The 16,316-nt window shown below is 69.2% G+C and carries 18 protein-coding genes and 1 pseudogene; 10 read left to right on the top strand and 9 right to left on the bottom strand.

The features are described 5' to 3' along the window. Positions 1-102 (top strand): annotated as a pseudogene (locus tag ACYVDG_RS31715) (IS982 family transposase); the annotation flags it as partial. An 11-nt stretch (positions 103-113) separates the two neighbouring features. On the opposite strand, the gene ACYVDG_RS31710 reads toward ACYVDG_RS31715, so the two are convergent. Beyond that, positions 114-455 (bottom strand): MerR family transcriptional regulator, encoded by a 342-nt coding sequence (locus tag ACYVDG_RS31710; RefSeq protein ID WP_460763423.1) that lies wholly within the window; start codon positions 453-455, stop codon positions 114-116. A gap of 592 nt (positions 456-1,047) precedes the next feature. Between ACYVDG_RS31710 and ACYVDG_RS31705 the strand changes: the two genes are divergently transcribed. The 4 genes from ACYVDG_RS31705 to ACYVDG_RS31690 all read left to right on the top strand — a co-directional run bounded on the left by ACYVDG_RS31705 (position 1,048) and on the right by ACYVDG_RS31690 (position 2,454). Continuing rightward, positions 1,048-1,197 carry a hypothetical protein gene (locus ACYVDG_RS31705; protein ID WP_460763420.1) on the top strand — a complete coding sequence of 50 codons (150 nt, stop codon included), beginning with the start codon at positions 1,048-1,050 and terminating at the stop codon, positions 1,195-1,197. A 120-nt stretch (positions 1,198-1,317) separates the two neighbouring features. Next, positions 1,318-1,569, top strand: a complete 252-nt coding sequence (locus ACYVDG_RS31700) for a Smr/MutS family protein (protein WP_460763428.1) — start codon at positions 1,318-1,320, stop codon at positions 1,567-1,569. Positions 1,570-1,642: 73 nt separating this feature from the next. Continuing rightward, entirely contained in the window at positions 1,643-1,972 is a 330-nt protein-coding gene (locus tag ACYVDG_RS31695) for a plasmid mobilization protein (protein ID WP_460763417.1), read from the top strand. Beyond that, positions 1,969-2,454 carry a hypothetical protein gene (locus tag ACYVDG_RS31690; protein ID WP_460763414.1) on the top strand — a complete coding sequence of 162 codons (486 nt, stop codon included), beginning with the start codon at positions 1,969-1,971 and terminating at the stop codon, positions 2,452-2,454. Before ACYVDG_RS31695 ends, ACYVDG_RS31690 begins: the two co-directional genes overlap by 4 nt. Before the next feature lie 308 nt (positions 2,455-2,762). On the opposite strand, the gene ACYVDG_RS31685 is transcribed toward ACYVDG_RS31690, so the two are convergent. From ACYVDG_RS31685 to ACYVDG_RS31675, 3 genes are all read right to left on the bottom strand, one after another. Further along, positions 2,763-4,142: an alpha/beta hydrolase domain-containing protein gene (locus tag ACYVDG_RS31685; RefSeq protein ID WP_460763408.1), complete on the bottom strand. Its 1,380-nt coding sequence runs from the start codon at positions 4,140-4,142 to the stop codon at positions 2,763-2,765. A 146-nt stretch (positions 4,143-4,288) separates the two neighbouring features. Next, positions 4,289-4,720, bottom strand: a complete 432-nt coding sequence (locus tag ACYVDG_RS31680; protein ID WP_460763404.1) for a DUF5946 family protein — start codon at positions 4,718-4,720, stop codon at positions 4,289-4,291. A 104-nt stretch (positions 4,721-4,824) separates the two neighbouring features. Continuing rightward, on the bottom strand, positions 4,825-5,751 hold the full coding sequence (locus ACYVDG_RS31675; protein WP_460763399.1) for a PfkB family carbohydrate kinase: 927 nt from the start codon (positions 5,749-5,751) through the stop codon (positions 4,825-4,827). Positions 5,752-5,913: 162 nt separating this feature from the next. On the opposite strand from ACYVDG_RS31675, the gene ACYVDG_RS31670 reads away from it, so the two are divergent. From ACYVDG_RS31670 to ACYVDG_RS31660, 3 genes are all read left to right on the top strand, one after another. Further along, a complete protein-coding gene (locus tag ACYVDG_RS31670; protein WP_460763394.1) occupies positions 5,914-6,714 on the top strand; it encodes a VOC family protein in 801 nt (266 codons plus the stop codon). A gap of 168 nt (positions 6,715-6,882) precedes the next feature. Beyond that, positions 6,883-7,677: a VOC family protein gene (locus ACYVDG_RS31665; RefSeq protein ID WP_460763390.1), complete on the top strand. Its 795-nt coding sequence runs from the start codon at positions 6,883-6,885 to the stop codon at positions 7,675-7,677. Positions 7,678-7,802: 125 nt separating this feature from the next. Next, on the top strand, positions 7,803-8,465 hold the full coding sequence (locus ACYVDG_RS31660; protein WP_460763385.1) for an alpha/beta fold hydrolase: 663 nt from the start codon (positions 7,803-7,805) through the stop codon (positions 8,463-8,465). Between the two features lie 46 nt (positions 8,466-8,511). On the opposite strand, the gene ACYVDG_RS31655 is transcribed toward ACYVDG_RS31660, so the two are convergent. The 5 genes from ACYVDG_RS31655 to ACYVDG_RS31635 all read right to left on the bottom strand — a co-directional run bounded on the left by ACYVDG_RS31655 (position 8,512) and on the right by ACYVDG_RS31635 (position 13,409). After that, entirely contained in the window at positions 8,512-10,083 is a 1,572-nt protein-coding gene (locus ACYVDG_RS31655) for a long-chain-fatty-acid--CoA ligase (protein WP_460763381.1), read from the bottom strand. 105 nt (positions 10,084-10,188) lie between these two features. Next, complete coding sequence (locus tag ACYVDG_RS31650; RefSeq protein WP_460763376.1) at positions 10,189-11,079, bottom strand: amidohydrolase family protein; 891 nt, start codon at positions 11,077-11,079, stop codon at positions 10,189-10,191. 129 nt (positions 11,080-11,208) lie between these two features. Beyond that, a complete protein-coding gene (locus ACYVDG_RS31645) occupies positions 11,209-11,877 on the bottom strand; it encodes a hypothetical protein (RefSeq protein WP_460763372.1) in 669 nt (222 codons plus the stop codon). Positions 11,878-11,963: 86 nt separating this feature from the next. Then, on the bottom strand, positions 11,964-12,803 hold the full coding sequence (locus tag ACYVDG_RS31640) for an EamA family transporter (protein ID WP_460763369.1): 840 nt from the start codon (positions 12,801-12,803) through the stop codon (positions 11,964-11,966). A 129-nt stretch (positions 12,804-12,932) separates the two neighbouring features. Beyond that, positions 12,933-13,409 carry an Lrp/AsnC family transcriptional regulator gene (locus tag ACYVDG_RS31635; protein WP_460763364.1) on the bottom strand — a complete coding sequence of 159 codons (477 nt, stop codon included), beginning with the start codon at positions 13,407-13,409 and terminating at the stop codon, positions 12,933-12,935. 189 nt (positions 13,410-13,598) lie between these two features. On the opposite strand from ACYVDG_RS31635, the gene ACYVDG_RS31630 reads away from it, so the two are divergent. Together ACYVDG_RS31630 and ACYVDG_RS31625 are read left to right on the top strand one after the other, a co-directional pair. Further along, on the top strand, positions 13,599-14,870 hold the full coding sequence (locus tag ACYVDG_RS31630) for an MFS transporter (protein ID WP_460763360.1): 1,272 nt from the start codon (positions 13,599-13,601) through the stop codon (positions 14,868-14,870). A gap of 132 nt (positions 14,871-15,002) precedes the next feature. Beyond that, a complete protein-coding gene (locus ACYVDG_RS31625) occupies positions 15,003-15,722 on the top strand; it encodes a TetR/AcrR family transcriptional regulator (RefSeq protein ID WP_460763357.1) in 720 nt (239 codons plus the stop codon). Positions 15,723-16,316: the final 594 nt, after the last annotated feature.

The following is a 16,316-nucleotide window of genomic DNA, read 5'->3' as shown; positions in this document are numbered from 1 at the left end:
GCCCGTACCGCACAGCGCCTGCTGGCCATGGCCGCGGCGATCTGGCACAACTGGGAGACCAACGCCCCCGTCAAGCGGTCCCTGATCGCCTACGACCACTGAAGACATCGGACTCAATCATCTAGGGCGTCGACGGTGCTCAGATCGGTGTCGGATGGGTCGGGCCGGTCGACGGCGTCATTGGCGTAGATGCTCTTGAGGGTGTGGTCCATCAGGCGGTGGGGTGAGGTGTCGCCCGAGTCGATGGCGGCCAGCAGTGTTCGGGCGGTCGCGACGGGCAGGCCCCCGACCTCGGTGAGGGCCCCCACGAGCCGCAGCCGCCGCAGGTGGCTCTCGTCGTAGCGGGCCTGGTTGGGGCTGGTGAGTTCGCCCCGGTGGAGGAGCCCCTCCCGTACGTAGTACTTGATGGTGGGTACGGAGACCCCTGAGTGCTCGCTCAGTTCCGATATGCGCATGCCGTCCCTTCGCTTGCGGATGCCCCTTGCTTCCGCCGTGCACTTTATGGATAGTTGAGTTATCCGTAATGGATAGTGAATGTATCCATGCGAAGAGTTCTCATGTTATCCTTCCGGGCCGCCTACGACTGGCACCGCCCACTCATGGCGACCGCCTGCCTCTGTGCCCTCCTCCTCGCCATGAGCGTCGCCGGTGCCGCCGTCGACGACCGCGTCATCAACGGTGAGGCGGCCTGGCTGAAGCCGGCCAAGTTCGCACTCTCCCTCGTCATCTACAACGTCACCCTCGCCTGGCTGCTGTCGCTGGTCACCAGCTGGCGGCGCTTGGCCTGGTGGCTCGGCACGGTCATCGCCGCGGTGGCCGTGGCCGAAAGGGCCGTGATCTGGTTTTGGGCGGTGCAGACCCCGTCCTTCAGGGCGGGGATAGCCGCCCCCGCCCAGACCGACGAGTTCCCCGAAGGCGCTCCGGGCGTCGTCGGCGCGCACACGGTCGGCCTGGCGGACGGGGCCCGGGCTTCCCCTGGTGGGTTGGAGTGCCGTCGGCGGCGACCTGCGGGTCGGCCACTTCGTCGGCATCCACGGACTCTAGGTCATGGTCCTGCTCGTCCTGGCGCTGGTCGCCCTCTCGAACCGGCTGCCCCGTCTGCGCCACGACGACACGCGCCGCCGCTTCGTGGCCGTTGTCGGCGCTGCGTACACGGGGCTGACCGTGCTCACCGTGTGGCAGGCCCTGCGCGGCTAGCCCGTGATCGCCCCCGATGCGCTCACCCTCGCCGCCGCGGGGGCGCTCGTGGCGCTCACCGCACTGGGGCTGCTGTGGGCGCTGCGCGTATCATCCGGACAACCGGATGAGGAGGAAAGAGTGCGGCTCAAGCTCGATCTACACGACATCTTCAACAAGGGGCGGAGTATCGACCAGGCCCTGAACGACATCATGGACGAGGCCGAGCAGAAGAAGGCCAAGACCGTGGAGATCATCCCGGGCAAGGGCTCCGGCCAGTTGAAGAAGCGGGTGCTGCGCTTCCTCGACCGCAAGGACGTGAAGGCGCGCTACCACCGGGTCGAGAAAGATTCCAAAAACTTTGGTCGCCTGTGGGTCCATTTTCGTCACTGAAGCGGGCACGGTCGTGGCTCTTATGGCTCGGCGTTTGCTGGACATGCCGTAATACCCGTATTACGATCTTGGTATGGCAAAGGTCAGAATCAGTATCAGTCTTGATCCGGACGAGGCCGAGCGCGTCAGGTCACACGCGGACCGGGCGGGGATGGACGTGTCGTCCTACTTCGTCAACGCCGCGATCCGGCAGATGGCCGATGCCGATCTGGCCGAGGCGGAGTTCGCGGACGTCGACGCGCTGATCGCTGACGCCGAAGAGCGAGCCGAGCATCACGAGCCCCTCGATGAGGCTGATGGTGGCTCTCTGAGTGCGGGTGAGAGCCGTGAAGTGGACGAGGCGATGCGTCTTGTCTACGGCTCTGGGGAACCCCGGCCCCAAAGCCGGGGCGAGGTGGCATGAGTCCTCGTGTGCCCGTCTACGACACGGGGATGCTCATAGCTCTGGCCGCGCGCAAGGCCAAAGCGGTGCGGATGCATCAAGGTCTTGGGCGATCCCCGCACCGGCCGGTGGTTCCCGGCCCCGTCCTGGCCCAAGTGTGGCGTCCGGACCCAGCGACCATGTACTCCATGAGTGCGGCTCTGAAGGAGTGCACGGTGCCCCAAGCCAGGTCGTCTCCTGCTGCGCTGCGGCCCACGAACGCGGGGCAGCCGGAGTGCCTGGCGTGCGCTTGCGCTCCGGACGTCACCGACTGGCGACGCATTGGTGCGATGTTGGGCGTGGCAGCACTTCCCGGGAAGAAGCGCCCGGACGCGGTGGACGCTCTCGTCGCCTGGACCGCCGCGAAACACCGCAGTGCCGTGGTGTTCACGAGCGACCCCGGGGACATCGCCGCCTATGTGGACGCGATCGGTGTTGATGATGTCCACCTGGTCACGGTGTGAGCCCCAGCGCCCTGAGATCAGCCTTCCGAAAGTGCACGAACCAAAGTGCTTGGGCCGCCTGTTCGTGCAATTCAAGCACTGATGGCTTCGACATGGCCGAGAAATAGGCGATGACCGGGACCGCGCGCCTGAGGTCGGCGTCCCTGGGCCGCGGGACGGGCCCGAACCACGGCGCGCAGGAGTTCCCCGAGTAGGAGCGGATCCCGCGGCCTCGCGGCAGACACCACGGTGACGGAAGTTCCCCCAACTCCGGTTGGCTGTGCCCCCGGAAGTCCTCTCCCGGGGGCACGACCAAGCGACTGTACGGGCTACCACCAGGGGAAGTGGGTCTCCAACGCGGTGGTGCGGGACTCGTGCGCGTCCTCGGGCCGGATGTAGCCCTCGTGCTGAGCCTCGTTCACGGTCTCGAGCACCTGGGCGGCGTACCCTCCCCGGCGCGGGTACAGCTCCCGCAGGGTCTCGTCCTCGAAGGGGACGTGGGCACCCAGCAGGACACAGAACGGGTCGCCGGTGTTGTCGCCGTGGTTGAGCGCGGTGGCGACCTCGTGTTCCACCAGCCTGATCCCGCCGAGTTGGTTGTCGTGCTCGTCACGGCTGGCCGTCGTGGCGTCGTCCCACTCCAGGCGCGGTGCCACCGGCGGTGCGGTACCGTCCTCGATCCAGTCGATGGTGTGGTCGTAGGCCGCGTTCAGCACGTAGTGGAACGGAACCTGGCTGAACGGGGGCAGGTCGCACTGCTGCGGTTCGGTCGCCGGGTTCTCCCGGGCGATGAGTGGGGCGAAGGTGAGGTACTCGGTGTGGCCGACGTGGGCGGTCCCGGCGACCTCCCAGCGACGGAAGTGCTCCGAGTCAGGCTCCTGGCTCTCGGCCCTGGCCCGGACGTCGGTCTCCGCCATGAGCCGCATGACCGGTGTGGCGCTCTCGTCCAGCGCCGTGGGGGCACCGTGGATCATGAAAGCGTCGACTGCCTCGTGGTGGGGGTGGAACCGGTTGTGGTACTCGGACAGGTAACGGGCCGACTGGGAGTGCCCGGTGGCGATGATCGTGCCGACGTCGAAGCCGGGCAGCGGGTCGACACCCAGCGGTGAGCGGAGAGCCCTCGCGGTCTGGGAGTAGATGTCGAACGCGGGGGCGTCGAGCAGTTCCGCACCCCCTACGGTCAGGTCACCGTAGCGGTCGGGGTCCCAGGAGCGGAGGGCGTCGACCCCGACCCGCTGGGCGGAGAGCCCCACCCAGACGTGTCCCTCATCCATGAAGTAGTCGTGGGACAGGAACCAGTCGATCTCGATGTCGTGGCCGAAGCTGACGTTGTTCCACTCCAGGAAGGTGCTGCCGCTGAAGTCGTCGGCCTGTGCCGGACGGCGGACGACCATCCGGGTGAGGTAGGGGGTGGTTCCGGCGTCGGGGTGTTCGGCGGTGCCCTCGAGGAGGAACTCCTCCTCGACGTAGTCGTACGCGTCGAGGTCGACCTCGATCGGGTCGCCCTCATCGATCGGAGGGATTTCGGGGCCGTCTGCTGACATGAAGGGGTAGGAGTCGGCGGTGGCTGGGAGCGGCCCGGAGACGGTGGCGGCCGGACCGTCCACGGGTTCGGCGTGGGCCGGCAACGCTCCGAGTAGGCCGAGGGCGACGGTCGACCCGAGCAGGGCCGCGCCGAAACGAAGGGGGGATCTGGGGGGTATCCGCACGTTCACCTCTGGGGTAGCCCGGTGTTGCGGGAATGCTAAGTCGGGTCACTCTGCGCCACAAGGAGTTCCCGGGCCCGCTTTCCCCGCGCGGAGGAGAACCGGTGGAACCACGGATGGCCGGTGCCGACACGTCGCCGCGCTGGAGGTCAGTTGCGCCAAGCGGCCAAGGTGCTCTCCGCCCAGGCGCGGACGCGCTCGGGATGGCCCTCGGCGGGGAACCCGCCGTCCTCGGAGGCCCCGGCGATGGTGAACGTGAACCCCGCGGGGGCTTCCGGGAGGGAATCGGGAGCGGACCGCTCCCGGCCGCGGACCCGGTGGGAGTTGGCGCGGCGGGAGCGTTCGGTCAGCCTTCGGGCGGCTGCGGCCCCGTCCTCGACGTGGGTGCGCAGGAGCTCCAACGGAACGACGTGCCCGCCTTGGGGCAGCAGGGACGGGTGCTGGAGGAGGTAACAGGCGACGGCCGCCCCGTGTAGCGGGCCCCACGGCTCCTGCCGGGAGTGGTCCAGGGCCAGCAGCCGGTGGAACAGTTCCGCGCACGGCGTGGCGCTGTGCGCTCCGCACTCTGAGCACGTGTCCATGCCGGGATCCTCCCGCGCCGGAACTCGGCCGGTCCACACGTTTTCCGGGCGCTCACGAAGAAAGCTTCCGCGCGCAATGGACGGTGGGGCGGCGGCAACGGTGGTCAGCCACGCTCCTCGAGAAAGGCCTCCAGCTCCTCCGCAGTGGGTGATGTGGCCGGGCCGCGGCGGGTGACGGCGATCGCGGAGGCCGCGTTGGCCCGCCGGGCGGCCTCCAGGATGGGCAGGCCCGATGCCAGGGCCGTGGTGAAGACTCCCACGTGGGTATCGCCCGCGCCGTTGGTGTCGACCGCGTCCACGGCGAAACCCGGAACCCGTTGGGGCGCGGAATCGGTGGTGGCCACCACGCAGCCCTTGGCGGAGTCGCGGAGGACGACCACCCCGGTCGGGCGGATCCGTCCGGTCAGGAGCGCGGCTGCGTGCTCGGGTTCCCCGGCGCCGGTGACGGTGGCGGCCTCGGCCGCGCTGAGACTCAGGACGTCGACGCGGGCCATGACCGAGGCGAGGGTTGCGTCGGGGATGTCGCCCACGACCGGCGCGGGGTCCAGGACCAGCCGCACCTCGGGCGGGAGTTCGCGGATCCAGGTGACCAGTTGGTCGGCGCGCGTGCCCGGCAGGAGCGAGTAGCCCACCGTGTAGACGGAGTCCCCGGTGCTTGGGCGCAGGGTGCGCAGATCTTCCAAAGGCAGGTCCATCTCGGCGCCCAAGCGGGTGACGAAGGTCCGTTCGGCGGTGGTGTCGACCAGGGCCACGCAGAAACCGGTGTCCTCGGGTCTGGGCGGGTGCACGACTCCCACGCCTTCGGCGCGCAGTGCGGCCCGGACGAGGTCGCCGTGGGGTCCGGTCCCGTGCGCCCCTCCGTAGACCACGTCCGAACCGGCGCGGGCCGCGGCGGCGATCACGTTGAATCCGCCGCCCGGCAGGGTGCGGGCGGAGCTGGCGAACGTGCCGCCGCCCTGCACGGGAAGGTTGTCGACCGCCATCACGATGTCGATGATCACCGGTCCCACATGGTGGAGGTGCCCGATCACGGCGGGTCCCTTCGTCGGATGCTTTCGGTTCCGTCACCGGATCATCCCGCAACCGCCGCACCGGGCGCGCGGGGAGTCAATGTCGAGACTTTGCCGCGACGCTCCCTCTCGGTTCCGGTGGTGGGATCCAGACTCGAAGGAGGATGGCGATTGGGAGGCGACATGATCACGACGGACTTCGTCACTGGGTCACCCTGCTGGCTCGAACTGGGGGCTTCGGATGTCGGGGCCGCGCTCGACTTCTACGGAAACGTGTTCGACTGGGTGCCCGTGTCCGGGGGTGCCCGGACCGGCAACTACCAGGTCATGGTGTCGGACGGGGCGTTCGCGGCCGGGGTCGGCACGCTCTTCGACGAAGACGAGCTCCCTGAATGGACACCGTTCTTCTGGGTCCCCGATCTCGACGCCGCCGTCGTACGTGCGCACGACCTGGGCGGAAGGGTCGAGGTGCAGCCGACGGACGTGTTCGAGCTGGGGCGGCTGGCCCACGTGACCGATCCGCAGGGCGGCTGGATCGCGCTCTGGCAGCCGGGGAGCTTCTCCAGCCTCCAGGCCACTGACCGGCCGAACAGCCTCTGCTGGATGGAGCTCTGGACGTCCTCAGCACAGGGGGCCAAGGATTTCTACGCCGGCCTGTTCGGCTGGGAGTTCAGCGATGTCGAACTGTCCGGGGGCGAAGGTGTCTACTCGATGTTCCGTCCGGCTGGGCTGGGGGACGACCGGTATTGCGGCGGTCTGATGGAGATGGAGCCGACACAGCTGCCCCAGACCGATGGCGGGGCGGACTGGCACCCGGTGTTCCAGGTGACCGATTGCGACCTGTCCGCCTACACGGTCAAGGAGGCCGGCGGCCACGTGCACATGGGGCCTCAGAACGCGCGTGGCGTGGGCCGGATGGCGGTGTGCTCCGACCCCTTCTCCGCGGCGTTCGTCCTTCTCGACCCCGCGACCGGCCCGGGCTGAACCGTCCGGTTCCGTGCTGTCCTGGCCTGGCCGTCGATCTGGCCGGGATCTGCTGCTCCGGGGCGGTCGGCGGCGGCCGGAGCGAGGATTATCGAGTTTTTGCCGGAGCGATCCCCGGAATGTCGGTGATGCGGAGCACACTCGTGTGGAGTCGCCAGGGGAGGCACCATGATCACTACTGACTACGTCATCGGTTCGCCGTGCTGGATCGAGCTCACCACCTCAGACGTGGACGCTGCGGTCGGGTTCTACGCGAAGGTTTTCGGCTGGGAGGCGGTGTCGGCCGGGCCCGAAACCGGCGGGTACATGCTGCTGAAGTCCGAAGGGGAGCTGATCGGTGGCCTCGGCCCGAAGATGGCGGTGGACGATCCCATAGCCTGGTCCGTCTACTTCAACACCCTCGACGTGGACGCCTCGGTCCAGCGCGCCCGAGAGCTCGGGGGCACCGTCCTCGTCGAACCCATGGACGTCATGGACCTGGGACGTATGGCCACTCTGGCGGACCCGCAGGGCGGAGCGGTCTCACTCTGGGAGGCCTACACCATGGCGGGTATGGAGCGCGCGGACGAGCCGAACACCCTCATGTGGGCCGAACTGTGGACGCCCTCCCGACAGGGGGCCAAGGACTTCTACGAGGGCCTGTTCAGTTGGGAGTTCGAAGACGTCGAGCTGCCCGGGGGCGGGGGTGTCTACTCGACGATCTGCCCGGCCGGGCTGGGGGACGACCGGTACTTCGGCGGGATCATGGGCATGGATCCCGAGCAGTTGCCGCAGACCGGTGGCCGGGGTGACTGGCACCCGGTGTTCCACGTCGCCGACTGCGACGCGGCCGTCGCCGAGTTGGAGGCCGGTGGCGGACAGGTGTACATGGGGCCCGAGGACGCGCCCGGAGTGGGCCGGATGGCCGTGGGGGCCGACCCCCTCTCCGCCGGGTTCGTCCTGCTCACCCCGGATCCGGGGTAGGCCGCTCGGGTCCGGCACTCAGGCGGGCCGCTCCGCCCGGGGCCCGGGCAGTGCGCCCCCGTCGGCGCGGCCACGCTCTAGTATCGGTCCCACCACACCACCTCCTCACCCCCGGGAGGGAGCGGATGGACGGCTCAGGCGCCGACGGCCGCGCCGCGCGGACCGTCGTGTTCCTCCACGGAATCGGGGTCGGCCCCGAGTGCTGGCGCGCCCAGATCGCCGCGCTGCCTGACGGTACGGTCGGCCTCGCCCCGCCGCTGCCCGGACTCACCGGCTCGACCGGCCCGTTCACGCTGGGCGGCTCCGCCGGCGGCGTCGTCGCCCTGCTTGACGAGGAGGGGATCGACCGGGCGCACGTCTGCGGCCTGTCGTTGGGAGCGATGGTCGCGACCCGCTTCGCGGTCGACCACCCGGAGCGCTGTGCCTCGCTGGTACTGAGCGGCGGGCAGGACCGCCCCTCCCCCGCGCTGATGAGACTCCAGAACGCCGTCCTCGGGCTGATGCCGGAGCGGATGGCGGCGCCCCCGGGCATGACCAAGGCGGGCATGCTCTCCGTCCTGCGTGAGGTGTCCCGGATCGACTTCCGGCCCGAGTTGGCCGCGATCACCGCGCGCACACTGGTTCTGTGCGGGGCGCGGGACCGGGCCAACCTCCCCGCGGCCCGCAGGTTGGCCGCGGCCATCCCCGACGCCGAGCTGCGGATCGTCCCCGGTGCCGGACACGAGGCCAATACCCAGGCGCCCGAAGCCTTCAACCGCGAGCTGGGGACCTTCCACGCCGGGATCTGAACGCGCGCACCAGTCCTGTTCGCCCCGCGCCAGCGCCCCGTGCGTCCTACTGCCTGGTGACGGCGGAGGCTCCGCCGCGCAGCACGAACTTCTGGATCTTGCCGGTGGCGGTTTTGGGCAGCTGCTCCACGAACTCCACCTGGGTGGGCGCCTTGAAGTGCGCGAGGTTGTCTCGGGCGAAGGCGATGATCTCCTCCTCCGTCACCGAGGCACCCTCCTTCAGCACCACGGAGGCGCGCGGGGTCTCGCCCCAGCGCTCGTGCGGGACACCCACGATCGCCACTTCCAGAACGTCCGGGTGGCGCAGGAGGACCCCCTCGACCTCGACCGAGGAGATGTTCTCCCCACCCGAGATGATCACGTCCTTGAGGCGGTCCTGGATCTCCACGTAGCCGTCCGGGTGGGTGACTGCGGCGTCGCCGGTGCGGAACCAGCCGTCGCCCATCGCCTTCTCAGTGGCTTCGGGGTCGTTGTAGTAGCCCTGCATCACGACGTTTCCGCGCACGGTGATCTGGCCGACCGTCTCCCCGTCCTTGGGCACCTCGGCGCCCTCGTCGTCGACCACGCGCAGCTCACCGGAGGTGATGAGTTCGACGCCTTGGCGGGCCTTGACGGCGCCGCGTTCGCGCGCGGACAGCTCCCGGTGCTCGGGCAGCGGCTCGCAGACGGTGATGAACGGGGTGGTCTCGGTGAGCCCGTACACGTGGGTGACGGTCCAGCCGAAGTCCCCTTCCAGCCGCTCGATGGTCTCGGCCGCGGGTGAGGCGCCGGCGGTGACCACATGCACGCCGGGCGGGACCGTGCCGCGGACCTCGGCGGGAGTGTTGGAGAGCATGATCAGTACCGTGGGCGCCGCGCACAGCCAGGTGACCTTCTCCGCGCGGATGAGTTCGAACACCTTCGCCGGGTCCATGGCGGGCAGGCACACGTGCGTGCCTCCGGCTGCCGTGACCGTCCAGGTGTAGGTCCACCCGTTGGCGTGGAACATCGGCAGTGTCCACAGGTACTTCTCGCCCAGCCCGATCCGCAGGTGCAGCAGGGTGCCCACCGAGTTCATGTACGCGTTGCGGTGGCTGATCATCACACCCTTGGGACGCGCGGTCGTCCCCGAGGTGTAGTTGATGGTCAGGAGGTCGGTTTCGGAGATCTCCGGGCGTTCGTAGTCGGGGGAGGCCGCGGCGACCAGGGACCCGTAGTCCTCCCAGCCGGGCCGGGCGCCCTCCAGCGCGATGAACCGCTCCACCTCCGGCATCTGGTCGCGCACGCTGTCGACGGCGTCGAGCTGGTCGGCGTGCACGCACAGCACCTTGGCGCCGGAGTGGTTGACGATGTAGACGAAGTCGTCGGCGGTCAGACGGAAGTTGACCGGCACGAGGACCGCGCCCAGCTGGGGGACGGCGTAGAACGACTCGAGCTGGGCGTGGGTGTTGGGGGCGATGTAGGCGACCCGGTCGCCCTTCGCCACCCCCATGCCCTGGAGCGCTGACGACCAGCGGTCGCAGCGGTCGAAGAACTGCTCATAGGTCAGCCGGAACTCCCTGTCGACCACGGCCTCGCGGTGCGGGTGCAGCCTGCGGGTGCGACGGGCGAACTCCAGGGGGGTCAGGGCGAGTTCCATGGTGGCCTCTCTCTGTGGTGCTTCTTCGGTCTGGTCTCTCTGTGCGGCTCGGTACCCGGTGCGGTGCGCTGTGCGCTACCCGGCGCGGAGCATGGTGCGCGGACGTCACACACCGAACAGCCCGGCGGCGTTGTCGTGCAGTACGCCCCTCAGCCATTCGTCGCCCAGGTCCAGGTCGGCAAGGGACCGGAGCTGCTGGACGTACGCGTAGGGGATGTTCGGAAAGTCGGTACCCAAGAGGACCCGGTGTCCGAACTCCCGGAGGCGGGGGAGCTCGGAGCGGGGGAAGGGGGACTGGCTCTCGACGAAGGGTGTGAACGCCATGGTGGTGTCCAGGTGGACGCGGTCGTGCCGTTCGACCAGGTCCAGGAAGGCCGTGTACTCGGGTAGGCCCGCGTGGGCGATCACCGCGGTCAGGTCCGGGTGGGCGCGGAGTACCTCGGCGAAGGGTTCGGGACCGGTGAACTCGCCCGGAACCGGGCCCGAGGCGCAGTGCACCACCACGGGGGTCCCGGAGTCGGCCAGGGCCCCCCAGACATCGGCGAGCAGGGGGTCGCGGGGGTCGTAGGCCCCGACCTGGAGGTGGGCCTTGAAGATCCGTGTGCCCGAGCCGATGGCTTCGGCCACGTAGTCCTTGGCGGCGGGTTCGGGGTAGAAGGTGGCGCTGCGCAGCGAGTCGGGGTGCTGGTCGGCGAAGTCGGCGGCCCAGTGGTTGAGCCAGGTGGCCATGTCGGGCCGGTGCGGGTAGGAGAGCGCGGTGAAGTACCGGACCCCGAACCGCCTCAGCAGGTCGACGCGCTCGTCCTGGTCCACCCGGTAGTTGATGGGCCAGACGCCCTCCCCGACGGAGTCGAAGTAGGCCCAGACTTTGCGCAGAACCTTGTCGGGCATGAAGTGCGTGTGCACGTCCACGAGACCCGGAAGGCCGAGTGAGCGCCAGATCTGGCGGATCTCGGCGCTCTCGTCGACCCCGGACAGTGGTGAGGTTCCAGTCACATCGGCCACTCTATGCCGGACCCGAGCCTCGTTCTGGGCCGGGGCACGGGAATGTCGAGCACATGGATCCGGGGTGCGGCCGGGCGCGGTTGGACGCGGTTGGGCGAAGGAGGGCGGGATCAGCCTTGGTCAGGCCTGGTCGATCGAGGTCGCCGTGAGGAAGAAGGCCATCGACAGTTGCGCGTCGTCCCACTCGTCGGTGGGGCAGGAGGAGCTGATGATGAGTTCGGAATCGCCGATCCACTGCGTACCGGTCCGCAGGGTGCGGTTGAACTCGGGGGTGTCGAACGAGACCTTCCTGGTCTCGAACTCGTACATCTCCCCCGACTCCGCCATGACCTCGTACGGATCGGTGCTCTCTTCGACCATCGGGGTCCCCTCCTGCTCGGCGACGGAGTCGAAGAACCGGTCGACGGTGTCCATGGGCTCCTGCCCGCTCTGCTGTGCCTGCTCGGCCCCGGACTCCTGGCGGAGGATGATGTCGCAGCCGGTACCGTCCAGCATGGCCTGGTGCATGTTGCTGTCGGGGTCGTAGCTGTTCGTCCACTCGGTGCCGCTGGCGGGCAGCCACTGGGGTTCGCTGCCAGGGGCAGCAGACTCGGATTCGACCGGGTCCGGCCCCTCCGAGGTGTTATCGGTCGGGGGGTCGGCCACGGGGGTCTCGACGCTTTCGTTGTCCTGGGGACCCTCGGTGTTGGCCAGGCCGATGGGCACCAGGCCGCAGCCGGTCAGCATCAGGCCTGCGCCGAGGGTCGCGATGAGGGAAACGGGGCCGGAGAAACGCTTTTTCGTCTGCATACCCGTTGGGACCCCCGGCGGCGGGGGCTGGTTGCTGAGTACGTGTACTCAATTGGGTCCGGCGGGTCCACCCGGCCGTGGCGGGGTCAGAGGGCCAGGAGCAGGACACCGGTCACGACGACGGCCGACGCGATGATCCGGACCGGTCCGAAGCGCTCCCGGAAGAACAGCAGACCGATCACCGCCGCGAAGACGATGCTGGTCTCCCGCAGCGCCGCGATCCCCGCGACCGCGCCCGACAGCTGCGCCCACAGGACCAGGCCGTAGGCGCCCGCACTGACCGCGCCGCCGATCAGGCCGACCTTCCAGATCGGTCGGAGCTGTTCGACCAGCTTCCGTCGCCGAGTGGCCACCGCGACCAGGAAGAACACGGGACCCTGGAGCATCATGATCCAGGTGATGTAGCCGACCGGGTCCTGGGTGAGGCGCACGCCGTAGGCGTCCACCACGGTGTACGACGCGATGGCCAGCCCGGTCGCGAAGGCGGCCAGGAGCGCGGGCAGGTGCTGGCGCCGGGGCAGGCCGCCTGCGAACACCAGCACCATCAGGCCGCCCGAGATCACCAGGACCCCGGCGAGCTCTGACAGCGGAAGCCTCTCCCCGAGCAGGACCACGCCGATGACCGCGACCACCCACGGGGCAGTGCCGCGCGCCAGCGGGTAGACCTGCCCGAAGTCGCCGGTCCGGTAGGACAGCATCAACAGGGTGAGGTACAGCAGGTGCGTGACGAGGGACCCGAGGAGGAGCGGCCAGGCCTCGCGCGGGGGCATCCCGACCACGAACAGCAGCGGCGCGGTCGCGAGCATGCCGCCGAGCCCGATCAACGCGAAGCCGAGTAGTCGGTCCGTGATCGCGTGCGCGATCGCGTTCCACGCTGCGTGGAGCAGCGCCGCGATCAGGACCGCGACAACAATAGGTGTGGTCACTGGATGTCTCGCCTAGGGGAAGAAGTCCCCGCAAGGCTAGTGCCCCCTCTGTTTCCATGCGCTCCCGCCCCCTGTGCTTCACCGCCACACGCTGCACCGGGAACGTGTGGCGACGCGTGGGGGCTGAGGTCAGTGGTGGTGGGTGTTGGCCGGGTCGATCTGGTTGTTGCGCAGGTGCTCGTAGACGATCGAGGCGCGTACGTCGGCGACTTCGGGGCGCTCGGTCAGCTTGTCCACGACGAAGGCGTAGAGGCTGTTGTTGTCCGGTAGCGCCACGTGGACGAGGAAGTCCTCATTCCCTGAGGTCACGAAGACCGACAGGGTGTCCGGTAGGGCGCGGACCCAGTCGCGGAAGGCCTCGATGTTGTGACGTGAGGGTTTCACGACGCTCACCGTGATGAGCGCCTGTACCGGGCGGCCGATGCGTTCGAGGTCCACGTCCAGTAGTGAGCCGCGAATCACACCCTTTTCTCGCAGTGCGCGGGTCCGGTCCAGCGTCGTCGTGGGCGATGCGCCCACCGCCGCGGCCACATCCCGGTTGGTTTTTCGTGCGTCTGACTGCAGTTCGGCCAGGATCGCCGTATCTAGTTCGTCGAGATCAGCCATGGACAGAGTTTACCCGTATTTAATACGGGAAGTTGTGTTTGGCTCCGGAGCATGATTAACATTTGAGTGAAAAGGTCGTATTTGGCGCGCCAAGAAGAGATCCTTCCTCTGGCAGGCACTGTCGCCCGCCGGTCGGCCCCGCTCAGGTGCAGCGTCGCACCAAGGCAAAACAAAGGGACGTCCGTCACCATGAGACCTTCCTCTGTAATGGCCGTCACCGACCAACCGTCGGTGCGTCCGGAACTACGGGGCCGCATCCTGGCCCTGGTCGCCATCGTCTGCGCGGCGCTCAACCTGCGTCTCGTCGTCACCTCCCTGTCCCCGCTGCTGACCACGGTGGGGGAAGCGTTCGGGTTCGCCGCCACCGTCGTCGGCGTCTTCGGCACTCTGCCGCTGGTCGCCTTCGCGGTCTTCGGCCTGGTCACCCCCGCGATCATGCGCCGTCTGGGCCCCGAGGCCACGGCGGCCCTCAGCATGTTCCTCACCGCCGTGGGCCAGTTCCTGCGCGCCTTCGCGCCGGACACCGGCACCCTGCTGGTGCTCACCGGGGTCGCGCTCACGGGCGCTGCCCTGGGCAACGTCGTGCTGCCGCCCCTCATCAAGCAGTACTTCCCGGACCGGCTCGCCGCGCTCAGTACCGTCCAGATGGTCGCGATCCACGTCGGTGCCCTCTTCCCTCCCCTGGTCGCGGTCCCCCTGGCCGAGGCCGCCGGATGGCGCGTCGCCCTGGGCTCCTGGTTCCTCATCGCGCTGGCCGCGGCCGTGCTGTGGACGATCCAGTGGCGGAGCCCCGGCGCCCCGAGAGCAGCGCTTCCCAAGGGCGGCGCCGCGCTGGCCCGTCCGATCTGGCGGGTGGGTATGGCCTGGCGGATGGCCCTGCTGTTCGGCATGGTCACCTGGAACGTTTTCACGATGTTCACCTGGCTGCCCGCCCTGCTCAGCGACGCGGGGCACAGCCCCGCCATGGCCGGGAGCATGGTCTCGCTGATGGTCGGCGCCAGCCTGCTGTTCGGCCTGGTCGCGCCCGCGGTCACCCTGCGCGCGGCCAACACCTTCCCGATCGTGGCCCTCGGACTGGTCGGCTACTCGGTCGGGTACCTCGGTGTTGCCGTGGCCCCTCAACTCGCCCCGCTGTGGGTGTTCTTCCTCGGCCTGGGCACCAGCCTGTTCGTGGTCACCATGACCATGATCAACGCCCGGAGCGCCACCCCGCAGGGGGCCGCCGCCCTGTCCGGCTTCGTCCAGGGCGCGGGCAGCGGCATCGCGCTCGGGGGGCCGTTTCTGTTCGGCCTCTTCGGCGAACTCACCGGCGGCTGGACCCTGTCCTACGTGGTGGTCGCGGGCGGATCGCTGCTCGTGGCATTCGTCGTCGCCTACGTCGAACGCACCCCGTGGACCATCGAAGCCGCGGCGGAGGGCCGGTATCCCGGCCGCCGCGCCGCCGAGCTCCTCCACGACTAGGGCGCGCCTCTTGGGCTAACCGGGGCGTCCGGATGCCGCGACCAGGACGGCCGAGTGCGTGCCGACATTCGAACAGTGGGCAGCGCGGGGCAGGCTAAGCTCGACGGCGAACCAGCCGGTGGAGGAGGGGCGATGACCGCGCAGACCCGGCGGGAGCGGCTCCGGGCGGCCACCCTGGCCGAGGCCCGGACGACCGCTCGCCGACTGCTCGTGGACCGGGGCACATCGGCGGTCACGGTGAACGCGGTGGCCCGGGAGATGGGGCTGAGCGGCCCGGCGCTGTACCGGTACTTCACCGGACACGACGAACTGGTCGAGGCGATGACCGCCGACTTCTACGAGGAGCTGACCGGGATGGCGGTCGCGGCCCGCGACGCGCACGCCGACCGGGACGCCGGTGTTCGGCTGCGGGCGATGTGCCGGGCGATGCGCGGCTGGGCCGTGGCGCACCCGGCCGAGTTCGAGTGGACCTTCGCCCGGCCGTTGCGTGAGTCGCGCGGGCACCTGACCGGATCACCCCGGCGCGCGGCCGGGGGCGGGTTCGAGCGGGTCTTCCTCGGTGAGTTCGTCGCCCTGTGGGAGAGCGCACCCTTCCCGGTGCCCGTCCTGGCCGACTTGGAACCGTCTCTGCGGGACCAGCTCCGTTCCTACTCGGAGCAGATCGACGGTGTCCTTCCGCCGGAGGCGGCGCACGTGTTCCTGTCCATCTGGGTCAGGCTCTACGGGTTGCTGTGTATGGAGGTCCTGCGCCAGTTGGACTTCGCCTACTCCGATGTGGAGCCGCTCTTCGAGGAGTGCCTGCGGGAGGTCTCCGGCCTCTTGGGTCTGGAGTACGCGCCTCCGGAGTACTGACCGTCCCTCCGGTCCAACACCGTTGTCTTCGGGCGTTGGTGGTTGCTCTGGGGGTGGGGATTGCGTCGGTGGTTGTCCCTGGTTGGGGGTGCGGGTGTCCTCTTTGGGCTGGGGTGCCCTCCTTTCCCGCCGCGCGATTGTGGCCGTCTCCGCTGCGCGCGTCAAGGTCGTCGCCATCGAGCGCTTCGCGCGTCATTGGCGCTCCACCTTGACCCGCTTCGCTGCGACGGCGGGTTGGCGGCTATGGGAAAGAGGGGCCGGGTGGTTGAGGTCTGCGCGGTCCCGGCCTTCGGCCGGGTACTGCCCCGGCCGTGGTCGGCCGGGTTCCTTCCCGTGGGTCTGGTTGTGTCGGCAGGCGCGTCGCAATCTAGTGGCCGGTCGGCGACGAAGGGCCCGAGCAGGCCGGGCGGGTGGTCGGGCGCGTCCCACCGGTCTGGCGGCTCGGTGGTGGCCTGGTCAGTTGGGGATCGGTGGCGCGGTCGGGTGTGGGGTGGGGCGTGGTGAGCCCCCCTGTTGGAGTCATTGTGGGCGCCGAGTTTGCCTCCAGGGAGGGGGTTCACTGGCCCCGGGTGCTTCTGGGCGGGGGTCGGTGTC

The sequence above is a fragment of the Nocardiopsis oceani genome (assembly GCF_054777395.1).
This window is presented reverse-complemented; position numbering and strand designations above follow the sequence as displayed.